Raw genomic sequence first — 13971 nt, 5'->3', positions numbered from 1 at the left:
ATCTGTGTGGGGGGCGGGGGGGAACAGTTCTTTGGCCCCCCTTCTTGGTCCAAAACCCCCCCCACCCCCCTGTCCCAATTTAGAGTTTTATGGTATGATAGTTAAGTACTAGGGATTTGGACTCATTTCTTTCTATTGTAATGGGAAGGGGAAAATAGAGATGACAAAACGATTGAAAGCTTATATTTTATTCGTTTTTTTCGTTTCATTTGGAATAGCGATATTTTCCGGACCAATTCACATTGATATAACATTATACACCCAGTTACTAGTAATTTACTTACTATTCACTACATTTTACTCGCATTTAAAAACAATTGTTAAAACCGGTCGGGTCAATATTGATTATAGTGTCTCATATGGTCTTTCATTCGGACTTGCCGCTGGACCACTCGGGCTTTTCTTATTTGAAGTAATCAACCGATTTTATGTTTTTCTTTACCGGAAGAAAACAGATACGGCTGATGAAGATGAATTTTTACATACCTTTTATAATATTGGAGCGCCGACCATTCTTCATTCGCTCGGATTTTACTTGTATTATTGGCTTTTTCCGTACTTCGATCAAATACCATTATTCGGTTTTTGGATTCTCCTTATTTTAATCGTATTTCTGATCGATATGCTTTCTTCTGTACTGCTTCTCGGGGTATTTTATAGTATGGGAGATATGCAGACCCGAGTGGATAGCATTAATTTTATCAAAGCAAGAAGTAAAGCAGACTCACTCCAAAAAGCAATTTCAAACGGACTTCTGTTTATTTTCATTACGGAAGGACGCTGGGAATTGATGCTCGCCCTCTTCCTTTTAAATTATTTATCTAGCCGTGCTGCTGTACTTAAATCACAAAGTATCCAACATAAGATGGAACGCGACCGTTTCGAGCAAATGGCTTACACCGACTTCCTGACGAAGCTCCACAACCGCACGTTTATGAATAAGGTAATGAATGAATTGAACGGCTCAGATGAAACGATTGGTATTGCTGTTTGTGATATTGATAATTTCAAGCAGATCAATGATACGTATAATCATACAGTCGGGGATTATGTCATCCATCATGTTGCAAAACGCCTGAAGAGTTTACTTGGGGAAAATGACTTTTTGTTTCGCAGTGGTGGAGAAGAGTTTACCATTATTTTGCGAAATCGATCCTTTAGTGAATGTGAGGCATTAATAAAGACCATTCAACATGAAATCGAACAGCTTCAGATTGTTACGAAGTACCGTTCTGAAGAAATTTTCATCAGCTGCACAGCTTCCTTTGGCATGTATTATTTCACCACCCTAGAGAAGATAGATATTAAGCAGGGCTATGTTCAAGCAGATGACCTACTTTACAAAGCAAAAGGGCTTGGAAAAAACCAGGTTATTTCAAAAAATGGCATACGCAATGAGCCGCTCTGTGGTCAGTTCGAAAGCAATGTTTCCAATGCAGAAGTAAAGTAAAGTAAAGTAAAGTAAAGTAAAATAAAAACAACCAGTTGCGCCCCGGCTGTTTTTTATCACGGATTAACGGTCAGTAATATATCCCCACTTCTAAACATGAGGGAAAACAATATGTGAAGGTGGGGATATACAGTCCGTAAATCCCTGATTCTGTTCAACTAACTTTCAGTGGGGGAGGTAAGGAAACCCCACTGAATGAAGTTTCACTTTATATAATAATATTTCGTTTTTTTGCTTCGAATAATAGTTTATCTCGGAATTTCGGATGAGCTAACCCAATTAATGCCTTGGTACGTTGACCGAGTGTTTTTCCACGTAAGTTTGTGATTCCATACTCTGTAGCGATGTAATTAACATCATTCTTACTCGTCGTTACAATCGAACCTGGTGAGAGAATGGATTTAATTCTGCTTACCGTTCCGCCTCTTGCTGTGGAGGGAAAAGCAAGAAAACTTTTTCCTCCGGGAGATAGAACAGCCCCACGGACAAAATCAACCTGCCCGCCCGTTCCTGAGAAATGCATTGTTCCAAGCGATTCCGCACAAACTTGTCCAAAGAAATCTATTTCAAGGCCTGAGTTGATCGACATGAAATTCGGAATCTGTCTAATAATGCTCGGATCGTTAATATATTGGATTGGCAGCATCGTAACCGCTTCGTTTTCATGGATAAAATCATACACTCGCTTCGAGCCAAAGGCAAAGGAAGTAACGGTCTGTCCGCGGTGCAATGTTTTCTTCTCATTTGTGACTGCACCTGCTTCAATTAATTCAACCATACTTTCCGTTAGCATTTCCGTATGGATACCGAGATCCTTTTTCTCCCGTAGGACTTGACCAACCGCATCCGGAATAGCTCCAATTCCGAATTGAATAACAGACTCGTCTGGAATCTCTTCAGCAATAAAGCTTGCAATCTGCTTACTCACTTCATCCAGCTTAGGACGTGGATAATCAGGCAGATTAACATGATTCTCACACAATGCTTCCACTTCAGAAATATGAACACTCGGTCCAGTTACCGAATGCGGGATATATTGATTCACTTCTAAATAGATGCGCTTTGCCTTCTTAAGTAAAGCTTCACTAAGAGAAGCGGAAGGCCCAGTACTAAAATTTCCATTCTCATCCATTGGAGCAACCACAAGAAAAATCGCATCGATCCGCTCTTGTGCTTCAATTAAAGACGGCATATCGCGGAAATAAGCTGGCATGACATCAGCAATCCCTTGATTAACCGCCTTTCTGGCAAAACCACCTGAAAACCAGGAAACCCCCGTTATCCCAGGATACTCTTCCCTATAAGCACCCATTGGCAGCCAGTCTAAAAGTGTATGATAATAAATGTCGGTCAAGTTCTCTTCCTTTATATACTGATCGAGCGCTGCAATAATCCCAGGTGGTGTGGATAGACCGATATCAGATCCACAGACCCAGCCTGATTTAACTTGCTGGGCAATCCCCTCCGCTGTTGTCTTCTTTGCTTCATACTGCGCTAAGTAACCATTCATCTGTTTTATAATCCTTTCCCTCGATTAACCTCAGATTAAACCGCTTTTGTTTTCCTTGTTTTCGCGATTTGCTTACTTCTTAATTGACCACATGCCGCATCGATATCTGCTCCATTTTCCCAGCGAACACCACTATTGATCCCGCCTGCTTTCAATGTTTGGTGGAATTCCTGGATTGCCTCAACATGACTTCTTTCATACTGGATATGTTCATCGACCTTATTATATGGAATCAAGTTCACATAGGCTAAGTGACGGTGATTGTAAAGAAGCTTGACGAGTTCTCTCGCTTCTTTCTTGCGATCATTGACACCCTGCAGCATAATATATTCATATGTTATTCGACGATTTGTCTTCTCCAAATAATAATCAACCGCCAGCATGAGCTTCTCGATCGGGAATGCTCGGTTAATTTTCATAATTTGCGTACGCAGTTCATTATTTGGAGCGTGCAAGGAGATTGCAAGATTCACTTGGATTCCTGTATCGGCAAACTCATAAATCCTATGGGCAAGACCACTTGTTGATACGGTAATATGGCGGGCGCCGATATTCAAGCCCTTATCATCGTTTACAATGTAAAGGAAGTCCATTAAATTATTAAAGTTATCTAACGGTTCACCAATTCCCATGACAACGATATGACTGACCCGCTCGTTCTTCCCTTTCAAATCTAAATTCTTCTGAACATGCATGATCTGCTCCACGATCTCGCCACCCGTCAAATCTCGGCTCTTCCGGAGCAATCCACTTGCACAGAAGGAACAGCCGATATTACAACCGACCTGTGTCGTCGGAAAGACCGTAATCAAACCGCATAAGCACTGTTTCAATCACGTTCCCGTCCGCAAGCTTAAAGAGATATTTAACCGTTCCATCTTTAGATTCTTGTTTAACTTCTTCTTCTAATGTGGTAAGACAATAATTTTCTTCCAATAATTGAATTGTCGATTGATTGACATTGGACATGTCGGAAAACTGGTTTACTCTTTTCTTGTAAACCCAGTCCCATACTTGATTTGCTCGAAAACGCTTCTCGCCGTTTTCAATCAGCCAATCTTCCAATTGCTTAAATGTTAATCCATAGATGGATAGTTTAGTCATGATGTTTCCCCATTTCTTTTCCTTTTCCTTCTCTCATCTTACTTTAATCTTTCGGTAGTAGCAAATCGGATTCTTCTTTATAAGCGGATAATTGGACGGCATTTATTGCTAAGCTTATCCTTTATAGTAATGACTCCATTTTCATAATCTGCACAAGCTAAAGTATATCTTTCATAATGATTGCTTTCATTCAGCGTAAGCGCAACTTTCTATTGGAAGTCCGCAGTCCAGACACCTCTCGCTTTCCGCAGGCGGCTGGTGAGCCTCCTCAGGCTGCCGTCCTGCGGGGTCTCACCTATGCCTTTCGACGAACAGGAAGTTCTAATGCCGGCGTTGGTCACAGGACGTGACCGTTCTTAGCCGGCCTCCTGCAGGAGTCTCGAGGTGTCTGGACTGCTCCGATGAAAGGCCAAGTTTGGATCACTATTTTTCATTTAGGAATAGAACGCTAATCTTGATGAGATAGTTTCCATTCTAATAATTCATCACTACTAGTTCAGTTGCCCTGACTCCTGCGGGAAAGCGGAGACGATGAGACCCCGCAGGAAGTGCTTTTCTTCCGAGGCAGACTAAGTTCGCTCTCGTATGTGGCATGTGGCAACGTCTGACATTAACGTCCTGTGCGTCGACGCTTCGGCTGTGCCCTATAGGATGCGCATCCGCCCACCGGGCAACTGAACGGTAATTAGAACGCCAATCAAATAAATGCACAAAATACTTACGCTGAATGAATGCAATCATAAGGTGGAACAGGTTTCGGATGTGAAAGTGGAGTAATGAGATTAAAGGAGTGAGTGGATTGCAACATGAACATGCCAAAGTTTTTAATAAAATCCCTTTGTCTGTACTAGACCTTGCACCAATTCGCCAAGGTTCAAATGCGAGAGAATCGTTTAAGGAAAGTGTTGAACTTGCTCAACATGTGGAAAGATTAGGCTTTAACCGCTATTGGCTGGCTGAACATCATAATATGCCCGGTATCGCAAGCTCTGCGACATCTGTTCTCATTTCTCATATTGCTGGGAATACGAAGCATATGCGGGTTGGAGCTGGTGGTATTATGCTGCCAAACCATGCAACGCTTGTTGTCGCCGAACAGTTCGGTACACTCGAATCGCTTTTCCCGGGAAGAATCGACCTTGGACTCGGCCGGGCACCCGGAACAGATCAGGCAACAGCCTTTGCCCTTAGAAGAACACTGAATTCTGGACCAGAGGAATTTCCGATGCAAGTAAATGAATTGCAGGATTATTTTTCCGATGAACCGAAGACACATGTTAAAGCTATTCCCGGTCAAGGATTGAATGTTCCAATCTGGCTGCTTGGCTCCAGCGACTTCAGCGCAAGACTTGCTGCTCATAAGGGACTGCCCTTCTCTTTTGCCAGTCACTTTGCACCTGCCTACACCATTCCGGCATTGAAGCTTTATCGGGCCAACTTTGAACCGTCCGATACGCTCGCTAAGCCATATGCGATGGTTGGGGTAAACGTGATTGCAGCGGATACGAACGAGGAAGCCGAGTATCTGGCAAGCTCCCAATATATGCAATTCCTTAACTTGCGCCGCGGGAAACCAAGACAACTTCAGCCACCCATCGAAAGTATGGATAGTGTATGGTCTCCAATGGAAAAAGCCGCTGTCTATGAATCGCTCGATCCACGGACGACAATTGTCGGTGATAAAGATACAGTTAGGGAACGTCTCATCGCATTCCAAGAGGAAACACAAGCAGATGAAATGATTATCGGATCACAGATTTTCCATTTGAAAGATCGCCTGCGTTCTTATGAAATCGTAGCAGAACTATTCGATTGATTACAAAAAAGGGCATAGCTTTCTGGTAGACGCAGAAAGTTATGTCCCAATTTCAATTTGTATTATCTTCTTCCAATTCTTCTTTTTTCCCATGGATTACTTCTTCTAAATCATCTTCGAGTGTGATATCCGCTAACTTCACTTTACTCCGGTAAGCAGCTCTTGTAACCAGGTGACCAGATACAGGAGCAGTTAAGAACACAAAAACAATCCCTAGTACAAGGCGTACACTGAAGTAATTTTGACTTTCCAAAATATAAATCAACGCACCTGTTAAAGTGAGTAATACACCAAGTGTAGAACTTTTCGTTGCTGCGTGAGAGCGAGTATAAACATCAGGAAATCGAATATTCCCGATGGCACTGACAACCGCAAACAATGAACCGATAAAAATTAAAATGGCACCGACATATTCAATCATCACGCTTACGTTCAATGATAACACCCCTCTCTATATACTTCGTGAAGGAAATCGTACTAATGAACGCAAGGATAGCAAGCACGAGTATCACTTCTAAGAAAGCACGAGTATCAAGGAGTATTGAAATAATCGCCAGTGATGAAATGATTTGAACACCAATCATATCAAGGGAAAGGACGCGGTCCGGTAAGCTCGGTCCGATAATAATCCGGATGAGTGTAATGGCAATCGCCACCCCGAACAGAATGAGCGACGTAACGAGTAATGTGTTAATCATTAGCGCGTCACCTCCATAATTGCTTTTTCGAAAGTATGCAAGGATTTGAGCAACATTTCTTTCGATTCCTCGAGATCCATCCCATGGATATATAAGTAATCCTCTTCAGGTGCTACTTCCATGACCACTGAACCCGGCGTCAATGTAAGAAGTAATGAAATCGCAGTGATTTCCCATTCTCCCCGCATTTGCGTCTCATATTTAAATATGCCAGGTTTATAGGTTACTTTTGGGCTTAATATATGTTTCAATACCCAAATGCTGGATGAGAATGTCTCACGGATAAAGATGAGTAGTAATTTGAATAAAGCCCACGGACGGGCGAGATAGAATCGCTCGCCGAATAGTCGGTGCATCAAGAAGACGATTCCGATTCCGACAATATATCCGAACACGAATGTTGTGAATTGCAGTTCGGGTTCATCACTAATAAATACCCATAATATAGCAATAAATACGTTTAGAAAAAATTGTGCTGGCATCCATAGTCAGCTCCTCTTTTGACTGCTGCTCATTGTTGCTTCCTAACGAGCAGCAGATTAATTACTCCAATACAGCATCAATGTAAATTTGTGGGTTGAGCAGTGTATTGGCTGCGTCGGCTACGAAGGGAGCGAAGTACTCTGCTCCGAGTCCAAAAGTAAACATAAGTGCTGTGAACAAGCCAAATGAAACCATCCAGCCCTTCTTCATCGGTACCTCGTCATCAAAACTGATGATTGTCTCTCCCCAAAAGCTATTCAAGAAAACTCTTAAGAGGGAATAAAGGACAAAGATACTGGAAATAAAGCCGAGCGCGAGCAGAATATAAGAGCCCGCTTCAACTGCCCCTTGACCAACAAGTACTTTTCCGATAAAACCGCTCAGCGGCGGTACCCCGGCTAAAGATAGCATAACGATAAAGAACATCCATCCGAATACAGGATAGTTACGGATTAAACCACTCATGTTATCAAGCCGCTTCTCTCCTGTCACGGTAATCATAGTCCCAGCAAGCAGGAAGAGCAGGGATTTTGCAACCATGTCATGCATCAGATAATAAACCGCGCCTTCCAGTGCTTCCTGTGTCATGACGGCAAGCCCCACTAAGATAAATCCAACCGCAATAATGACGTTATAAGCGACAATTTGCCGGATATCTTTATAAGCAATCGCTCCAATACTCCCCATAATGAGTGTCAAACCAGCTAAAATCCCGATGATCGTATGGGTAATTTGCGGTTCATGGTAAAAGATCAACGTGAACACACGGATCATGACGTATATTCCTACCTTTGTCAGCAATCCTCCGAACAAAGCTGCAACAGCAGTTGGTGGGGCACTGTATGAACCTGGTAACCAGAAGTACAGAAGCAATCCGGATTTCAAAGCGAAAACAATCAGGAATACAAGACTCGTCACTGTCAGTAATGGTGTCTGTCCGGATTCACTGATTAATACTGAAATATGTGCCATATTCAAGGTTCCAAGCTGTGCATACAAATATGCGATAGCAACGAGGAAAAACCAGGAAGAAATAATATTAATAACGACATATTTAAGCGATTCTCTTAGCTGCATTCGTTTTCCGCCGAGGACGATTAATACATAAGAAGCGAGTAGCATAATTTCAAAGTTTACATAGAGGTTGAAAATATCGCCTGTTAAAAAGGATCCGTTAACACCTGCGAGGAGGAAGTTAACAAAGGAGTAGAAATACATATACTCTATTTTCTCGCCAATTGAAGAAAAAGCATAAATTAAACAAATTAATGTCACGATACTTGCGACGGTCACAAGAATGACTGCAAAAGAGTCTGCTACAAACAGAATTCCAAATGGCGGCTCCCATCCCCCAAAATCGAGTCGGATGATGCCGTCCGTCTGAATCCACTGCAGCATATAGATACTTATTCCGATTGTCACGAGCAATCCTAGGACGGTTAATACCCGCTGTGTTTTTATATATGGTCTTAAAAAGATCAGAATAATGCCAAGCATAATTGGAAGAGCCATCGGCAGTACAATAATATTATTCATACTTCCTACCTCGCAATTCTTCCATATTGTCCGTTCCAAGCGTTTGATAAGCACGGTATGCAAGTACAAGCACAAGGGCCGTCACCGCAAAGCTGATTACAATTGATGTTAGAATCAACGCTTGCGGGAGCGGATCAACAAATGTACTAACGTCGTCATCTCCCAAAATCGGCACATTCCCCTTCTTCAGTCCGCCCATCGTAATGATTAATAAATGTGCGGCGTGGGAATAGACGGCCGTTCCGAGAATGACACGAATCACACTTTTCGATAAGACGAGATAAGTCGCAATCGTGACCAAAACGCCGGTTAGGATGATCATCAATGTTTCCATAGCCTACACATCCTCACTAATACTTAAGATAATCGTAATTACAACCCCAACTACCGCGAACGATACACCAGCTTCAAATATCGTCACAGTACTTAGTTCAATTTCCCCGAAAAAAGGTACTACAAAATTACCGAAGCTTTGAGTAAGAAATGGCACATCAAATACAAATGCACCAAAGCCCGTCCCAACTGCTAGAAATGCTCCAAATGCAGCAACCTTTTTGAAATCGAGCGGAATACCCTTCTTGATCGTTTCAATATCAGTTACGAGAAGCAGCAGTACAAACGCAGCTGAAAGGGCAAGTCCGGCAATAAATCCACCGCCCGGACTGTTATGCCCCGCGAAAAACAGGTAAACAGCCAAGGTCAGGATAATAAATACAGCAAGCTTCGTAACAGTACGCAAAATGACATTATTGATTTTCAAACTTATCCCCCCGATTTCCTGCCTTCAGTTTAATAATGGAGTACACTCCAATTCCGGCAATGAGGAGCACAACAACTTCAAGCATCGTATCAAACCCACGGAAGTCACTTAGAATCGTATTCACGATGTTGCGTCCGCCTGCAAGTTCATAAGAGTTCTCGAAGTATGTCGAAATCCGGTCAAACAAACGATTATTTTGAACTGCCAAAGCCACGGCAGTAAACGATGCACCAAAACCTATTGATATAAGCAATTTCGACAGATTTATTCTCCGTGATTCGTTTTCCTTCTTCCATTCCGGTAAGAAATAATAAGCAACAAGGAAGAGAACGGTTGTTACCGTCTCAATGACCATTTGCGTTAGTGCAAGGTCTGGCGCTCGGAAGATAACGAATAACAGCGCAACTCCGTAACCCAAAACACTATTTAGGAGAATAGCAGTGAGCCGGGATTTTGCAAACAGAATGGAAATAGCCGCAATAATCAGCGTCAGTGCAATGATCCATTCAAAAATTGATATCTCCGCATTACCTGAAATCGTAAAGTCATATGATCCTGTCAAGGCAAAGGCTCCTGCCACGAGCAGGATAAAGAATAAATAAATATACATTAAATAATGACGTAAAAGACCTGTCATATAACTGTTCGTAAACTTCCTGGACGATTTAACACTTTGCTCCAGTGTGAAGTTATACAATGTATTCAGCGACCAGCCTATCGGGAAAATCGCATAGATCCAGCGCCAAGCTCTCGGGAAGGAATAGAGCAAGATACCGAGCACGATGACACCAATTGTCATCCAAAGTGCTGTATTAAGCCCATGCCAAGCCGATATTTCTACACCTAAATTCATTTCTGTTACAAGGGTCGGGAACACACTTTCCACCGCTGGACGGATAATATAATTTCCAAGCATGTTCGGCATAAGGAAAATAAGCACGACGAGTCCTGCCAAAATAACAGGAGAAATCAGCATACCGCCAGGTCCTTCATTTGCCGGTCGTTCCAGCCTTTCTTCCTTATATGGTCCAAGAAAAGTCTGAAATACGATAATCATACTGTACACAAAAGTGAAAATACTTGCCACCCACGCTACTATCGGAATCAAATTACCGATTGTATCCATATGAAATACACCAAGCTCGGTAATATCAACGGCTGCTTGGAAGAACATTTCCTTACTTAGAAAACCATTGAATGGAGGTAAACCAGCCATGGAAAAACTTCCAATCAAAGACACGGTAAACGTAATCGGCATAATTGTCGCCAAACCTCCGAGTCTTCTGATATCCCTAGTCCCTACTTCATGGTCCACAATTCCAACTGCCATGAATAATGCACCCTTAAAGGTGGAGTGGTTCACAAGATGGAACAATGCGGCGAAGGTTGCTTGTGAGTAAAAGACAGATTCTGTAGAATAACCGAAGTGAAGGGCAACGGAGCCCATTCCGAACATACTCATAATCATCCCAAGCTGACTAATCGTAGAAAAAGCAAGAAGAGCCTTAAGATCTGTTTGCCGCACAGCCTGAAATGAACCCCAAAACAGCGTAAACAACCCTACTCCAGTCACAATCCAGAACCATATCCCCTCACCACCAAATACTGGTGTAAAACGGGCAACCAAATAAATTCCGGCCTTTACCATTGTCGCAGAGTGTAAATACGCGCTGACCGGCGTCGGCGCTTCCATCGCATCCGGCAACCAAATATGGAATGGGAATTGAGCAGACTTTGTAAACGCCCCAAAGAGGACGAGCAACATGGCCGGCACAAACAAACCGTGCCCCGTCATCTCCGGCATGATCTGAATAACTTCCCGCACACTCAGCGTTCCAGTCATTGTATAGATCATTAAAAATCCGATAAGCATACCAAAACCGCCACTTACCGTGATAAGTAATGATTTCTGCGCTCCTTCCCTGGAACGCTTCCGCTGATACCAGAATGCAATTAAGAGGAAAGAAGAAATACTTGTCAGCTCCCAGAACACATAAAGCACCATCATGTTGTCAGATAGGACGACCCCAAGCATCGCACCCATAAACAACATTAAATACGTATAAAAATGTCCCAGCTGTTCATTTTCAGACAAATAGTAAATTGAGTATAGAATCACAAGTGTTCCAATACCCGTAATAAGTAGAGCTAAAATTAAGCTAAGCCCATCCAAATAAGCGGTAAAGTTAATTCCATAGGAAGGAATCCATGAAATGGTGTGCAAAAAAGTCTTACCGTTTGCAATCTGAGGTATATAAAACAAAAGATAGCTAAATAATGATACAGCAACAATCATCGGTAATAATCCGATATGTAGCCGCGTTCCTTTTTTATAGAAAAGCGGGATAAGCATTGCAGCTAAAAAGGGTATAAGTACGACGAAATTCAAAGTTCCCAAAATCAAACCTCCAATCAAAAGTCACCTGTCGACTGCATAAAACATACAGGATTTCTTCAAGAAACATGCCGGTGTTGTTGTATATATGAAGTTATTTCATGATACCTTGACTTAATAAGTTAAGCGTATGATAATTAAGGGGCAACAAACCATTCGGAAACAAAGAATGTTGAATAGTATGTTATAAAATATTATGTGATTTTGTAGTAAAACCTATGTGGAATTGATATTACAAGTATTAATTATACATGAATATTAAACTGCTTGCACTTCAGAAGACTGGCGAGGCCTAAAAATAAATTTGTGTATTACTATTTTTCCCCTTTCCACATACTTATAACATGAAGTAAATTTTTCCGATTAGGTCTTCACGAACATTAGAATACATGTTAAAATGATACAGTTTCATCAAACAAAGTGAATTAAGCAGCAGAGTAATTAGGATAAAGAGGTGAATTTTGCCATCATGAAAAATATTAAAGGCCGTATGGATGAAAGGATTTTAGTCTGTGTTTACTATGGGCCAAATGGTGAGCGATTAATCCGGAGAGGACATAAACTTTCTCAAATTATGAATTGCCCATTATATGTGCTGACAGTAGACCCGCTGCCATACGACGACTTCGATGCGGAACGATCGAATTATGTGGAGGCTTGGGAAGAGTTATGCGATCAGCTTGGTATCGAAGAATTCATCTTGCGCGATAACGAAAAACGCCCGGTTGCAAAAGCAATAGCTGAAGTCGCCCATAGCCGGAACATCACGCAAATTGTTGTCGGGCAGACACCACAGAGCCGCTGGGAAGAAATTACAAAAGGTTCCTTCGTCAATTCAATTTTGAAAGAAATAACATTTGTCGATGTGCATATCGTATCCGTCGACCGTTCCCTAAAGAGCGATACCGATACCGATTTCGAAAAAGGCGTTCGTGCATTTTTAATCAAAGACGGGGACGATTACCGGATTACCTTCACAAGGGCGAGAGAAAACTTATATGAAGGAATCTTTTATAAAGAAATCGGCACAGACTTTAACAATGGGATCTTTAAATTTGTCACAAAGCATGGTAAAACTCGCCAACTCCATATAACAGACGACCTAGCAATAGGGGAAATCAAAGATGAACCGAATGTGAAAGTTGAGAAGCATTAGGGTAACCAAGAATAAAGGAGCAAGCGCCCTTACAGTAAGTTTCGCGGGCGCTTGCTCCGGACGTGGCTAACCCTGGATACCTAAGTTAGCACAGCATTTAATTTACACGTTTCCTATACAACAAACAAAAATACCCGGAACGAGCAACAATGCAAGGTTCCGGGTATTTTTTTATTCTGCGGTCATGATATTCGCGAGTTCAATTGGGTCGATTGCTTTGCCATCACGGTAGACACGCATGTTGCCGCCGGAGATTTCGTCGATTAAGATAATATTCCCTTCTTTATCACGGCCGAATTCAAGTTTAATATCGTAGAGCTCAATATTTTTCCGAGCGAGTTCTTCCTTAATAATATCGGAAATATCAATAGTTAATTGTTTTAACGTCACATAATCCCCGCCGGAAAGAATACCGAGCATGCTAAGTGCGTCCCTGCTGATTGGTGGGTCATTACGCTCGTCATCTTTCAGCGTAACCTCCACAAACTTCTCTAGTTCTTGCCCTTCCTCCACGTATTTGCCATAGCGACGGAGGAAACTGCCAGCTGCCCGGTAGCGGCAAATAACTTCCAAACCATCACCGAAAGCATCTGCCGGTACGACGGTCATCGTTGTCCTATCTAAATCACTAGCAATAAAATGAGTTGGAATATTTCTCTCCTTAAGTATTTCGAAAAATAATGTGGTAAGCTTCAGCCCAGCCTGACCTGCGCCTTCCATTGTCATCCCAACCGTATTCGCACCCGGGTCAAAAACACCAGCATCCCCTGTCACATCGTCTTTAAATTTCAATAAATAATTACCATTATCAAGTTCATAGACATCTTTCGTCTTACCTTCGTATAGTCGCTTCATTTTATCCCTCAGTTCTATGGGTGTGTTATGCCTTTTATTTTAGCATAGAAATTTGCGCTTGAAAAAGAACATGAGCTTATAGTTTGTGTCAAGCTTTTCTCGGTACCCTCTTCACCCCAGTATTTCCGGCACTCTATAGTTGTACGCTTTTTCGGCTACCGCGCGAATGTCTTCGCTTGGTCCCCTGGCATTTTAAGTTAGGTTCTAA

12 protein-coding genes and 1 pseudogene are annotated in these 13971 nt (G+C 42.1%); 3 read left to right on the top strand and 10 right to left on the bottom strand.

The window, feature by feature from the left end:
• Positions 1 to 160: 160 nt before the first annotated feature.
• Positions 161 to 1450 (top strand): GGDEF domain-containing protein, encoded by a 1290-nt coding sequence (locus GN217_RS00065; protein WP_156854086.1) that lies wholly within the window; start codon positions 161 to 163, stop codon positions 1448 to 1450.
• A 208-nt stretch (positions 1451 to 1658) separates the two neighbouring features.
• On the opposite strand, the gene GN217_RS00060 is transcribed toward GN217_RS00065, so the two are convergent.
• Positions 1659 to 2960, bottom strand: coding sequence for an acetyl-CoA hydrolase/transferase family protein (locus tag GN217_RS00060; RefSeq protein WP_156854084.1), 1302 nt, complete (start codon positions 2958 to 2960; stop codon positions 1659 to 1661).
• Positions 2961 to 2995: 35 nt separating this feature from the next.
• Positions 2996 to 4064, bottom strand: a pseudogene (gene rlmN, locus GN217_RS00055) (dual-specificity RNA methyltransferase RlmN).
• Between the two features lie 799 nt (positions 4065 to 4863).
• Between rlmN and GN217_RS00050 the strand changes: the two are divergent.
• Positions 4864 to 5880 (top strand): LLM class flavin-dependent oxidoreductase, encoded by a 1017-nt coding sequence (locus GN217_RS00050; protein WP_156854082.1) that lies wholly within the window; start codon positions 4864 to 4866, stop codon positions 5878 to 5880.
• A 52-nt stretch (positions 5881 to 5932) separates the two neighbouring features.
• Here the strand turns inward: GN217_RS00050 and GN217_RS00045 are convergent, their stop codons facing one another.
• The 7 genes from GN217_RS00045 to GN217_RS00015 all read right to left on the bottom strand — a co-directional run bounded on the left by GN217_RS00045 (position 5933) and on the right by GN217_RS00015 (position 11755).
• On the bottom strand, positions 5933 to 6316 hold the full coding sequence (locus tag GN217_RS00045; protein WP_156854080.1) for a Na+/H+ antiporter subunit G: 384 nt from the start codon (positions 6314 to 6316) through the stop codon (positions 5933 to 5935).
• Complete coding sequence (locus tag GN217_RS00040) at positions 6294 to 6578, bottom strand: Na(+)/H(+) antiporter subunit F1 (RefSeq protein ID WP_156854078.1); 285 nt, start codon at positions 6576 to 6578, stop codon at positions 6294 to 6296. Before GN217_RS00040 ends, GN217_RS00045 begins: the two co-directional genes overlap by 23 nt.
• Positions 6578 to 7060, bottom strand: a complete 483-nt coding sequence (locus GN217_RS00035) for a Na+/H+ antiporter subunit E (protein ID WP_156854076.1) — start codon at positions 7058 to 7060, stop codon at positions 6578 to 6580. The genes GN217_RS00040 and GN217_RS00035 overlap by 1 nt, the downstream gene beginning before the upstream one ends.
• A 61-nt stretch (positions 7061 to 7121) precedes the next feature.
• On the bottom strand, positions 7122 to 8597 hold the full coding sequence (locus tag GN217_RS00030; RefSeq protein ID WP_156854074.1) for a Na+/H+ antiporter subunit D: 1476 nt from the start codon (positions 8595 to 8597) through the stop codon (positions 7122 to 7124).
• Positions 8590 to 8931, bottom strand: a complete 342-nt coding sequence (locus tag GN217_RS00025; RefSeq protein ID WP_156854072.1) for a Na(+)/H(+) antiporter subunit C — start codon at positions 8929 to 8931, stop codon at positions 8590 to 8592. The genes GN217_RS00030 and GN217_RS00025 overlap by 8 nt, the downstream gene beginning before the upstream one ends.
• Before the next feature lie 3 nt (positions 8932 to 8934).
• The gene (locus GN217_RS00020; protein WP_156854071.1) at positions 8935 to 9357 is read right to left on the bottom strand and encodes a Na(+)/H(+) antiporter subunit B; all 423 of its coding nucleotides are present in this window, start codon (positions 9355 to 9357) and stop codon (positions 8935 to 8937) included.
• Complete coding sequence (locus GN217_RS00015) at positions 9344 to 11755, bottom strand: Na+/H+ antiporter subunit A (RefSeq protein ID WP_156854070.1); 2412 nt, start codon at positions 11753 to 11755, stop codon at positions 9344 to 9346. Before GN217_RS00015 ends, GN217_RS00020 begins: the two co-directional genes overlap by 14 nt.
• Positions 11756 to 12221: 466 nt before the next feature.
• Here GN217_RS00015 and GN217_RS00010 point away from each other — a divergent pair, with 466 nt between their 5' ends.
• Positions 12222 to 12908 (top strand): universal stress protein, encoded by a 687-nt coding sequence (locus tag GN217_RS00010; RefSeq protein ID WP_156854069.1) that lies wholly within the window; start codon positions 12222 to 12224, stop codon positions 12906 to 12908.
• Between the two features lie 171 nt (positions 12909 to 13079).
• On the opposite strand, the gene GN217_RS00005 is transcribed toward GN217_RS00010, so the two are convergent.
• Positions 13080 to 13763 (bottom strand): phosphoribosylaminoimidazolesuccinocarboxamide synthase, encoded by a 684-nt coding sequence (locus GN217_RS00005; protein ID WP_156854068.1) that lies wholly within the window; start codon positions 13761 to 13763, stop codon positions 13080 to 13082.
• Between the last annotated feature and the right edge of the window lie 208 nt (positions 13764 to 13971).

The organism is Oceanobacillus sp. AG (genome assembly GCF_009746545.1).
Taxonomy (GTDB): Bacteria; Bacillota; Bacilli; order Bacillales; family Amphibacillaceae; genus Oceanobacillus; species Oceanobacillus indicireducens.
This window is presented reverse-complemented; position numbering and strand designations above follow the sequence as displayed.

What these genes read in the sequence shown, in the direction of transcription:
- GN217_RS00065 (WP_156854086.1), top strand. Translation starts at nt 161, where the DNA reads ATGACAAAACGATTGAAAGCTTATATTTTATTCGTTTTTTTCGTTTCA.
- GN217_RS00060 (WP_156854084.1), bottom strand. Translation starts at nt 2,960, where the DNA reads ATGAATGGTTACTTAGCGCAGTATGAAGCAAAGAAGACAACAGCGGAG.
- GN217_RS00040 (WP_156854078.1), bottom strand. Translation starts at nt 6,578, where the DNA reads ATGATTAACACATTACTCGTTACGTCGCTCATTCTGTTCGGGGTGGCG.
- GN217_RS00035 (WP_156854076.1), bottom strand. Translation starts at nt 7,060, where the DNA reads ATGCCAGCACAATTTTTTCTAAACGTATTTATTGCTATATTATGGGTA.
- GN217_RS00030 (WP_156854074.1), bottom strand. Translation starts at nt 8,597, where the DNA reads ATGAATAATATTATTGTACTGCCGATGGCTCTTCCAATTATGCTTGGC.
- GN217_RS00025 (WP_156854072.1), bottom strand. Translation starts at nt 8,931, where the DNA reads ATGGAAACATTGATGATCATCCTAACCGGCGTTTTGGTCACGATTGCG.
- GN217_RS00010 (WP_156854069.1), top strand. Translation starts at nt 12,222, where the DNA reads ATGAAAAATATTAAAGGCCGTATGGATGAAAGGATTTTAGTCTGTGTT.
- GN217_RS00005 (WP_156854068.1), bottom strand. Translation starts at nt 13,763, where the DNA reads ATGAAGCGACTATACGAAGGTAAGACGAAAGATGTCTATGAACTTGAT.